The organism is Streptomyces sp. NPDC031274, from assembly GCF_055570235.1.
Genome location: NZ_JBVIHP010000406.1, coordinates 1 through 1,116, shown reverse-complemented (window position 1 = coordinate 1,116; position 1,116 = coordinate 1). Strand labels below are relative to the sequence as shown.

The 1,116-nt window shown below is 68.9% G+C and carries 1 protein-coding gene; it reads left to right on the top strand.

Annotation, left to right across the window (positions count from 1 at the left end; genetic code table 11):
* A partial coding sequence (locus ACZ5CR_RS46735) for a TetR/AcrR family transcriptional regulator (RefSeq protein WP_468870141.1) occupies positions 1 to 526 on the top strand: 526 nt, incomplete at its 5' end.
* Between the last annotated feature and the right edge of the window lie 590 nt (positions 527 to 1,116).

The following is a 1,116-nucleotide window of genomic DNA, read 5'->3' as shown; positions in this document are numbered from 1 at the left end:
CTACCGGAACTTCCCCACCCGCGCCGCCCTCATCGACGCCGTCTTCCACGACCTGCTGACGGGCACGATGGCCGCGGGCGAGCAGGCCAGGACGGCCCCGGACGCGTGGGCGGCGCTGAACGACTACCTGCAGGCCGTCTTCATCACCCTGGCCGCCGACCGCGGCACGAACGACCTCATGACGACCCACCTGCAGGGCATCGACGCGCTGCAGGCAGTCCACGCCCACAACCGCGAGACGATGGACATTCTGCTGAGCCGAGGCCGCGACCAGGGAACGGTCCGCGCCGACGCCACCACGGAAGACGTCCTGTTCGCCCTGGCCGCCCTGGGCCGCGCCATCCCGGCCCTGACCACGGCAACCACCCCCGACGCCTGGCACCGCCCCCTGTCCCTGCTCCTGGACGGCCTGCACGCCTCCCCGTCCGCGCCGCCACTCCCTTCCTCGCCGCTGACCGCCGACCAACTCGGCGACGTACTACAGGAGTTGGGACCACATCGGGCGGCTCGCGGCGTCAGCTCCTGAGGTGCCCTGGGGCAACTCGGCAGGAACACCCCGCCGAAGACCGCTATCGGCGCGGCGAACAATCCCTGCGATGGTGACGGTGCTGCCGTTCGCTCCTGCATCCGGCAGACGACTAGCCGCGCCCCTCGGAGTCTCCGCCGTTCGCCGGCACCTGGCCTGTCCCACCACACTGCGAGCACGGGAAGAGGACGGTCCCTTTCCCGTCGCAACGGCCACAGCGCACTGGATCATCGAGATGCGGCACTTGCACGGTCAGGCTCCCGCGGCAATCGGGGCAAATGACTTTGCCGCCAACTTGCCTGCCGTCACACTTCGGACAGTACTTTCGCCCGGGTAATAGCGCTGCCATCTCTCGACCGCCCTCCCGTGGAGATCTCTCGGCTACAGCCGGTGAGGGCCGCGTAAGCGCATGGTCCTGCGAGACGCACTGGACAGCAAGGCGCGTCGGGTTCCCACTCTCCTGAACCACCACCCAACCTACGGAGCGGCTCTGCGTGGGAACTGCAGTGGGGCGAGAGGGCTCAGGGCTCGATGACGAGGCGCTCGATGAGGTCCTGGTGGAGGGCGAACTGGTAGTGCAGGTCGACGGT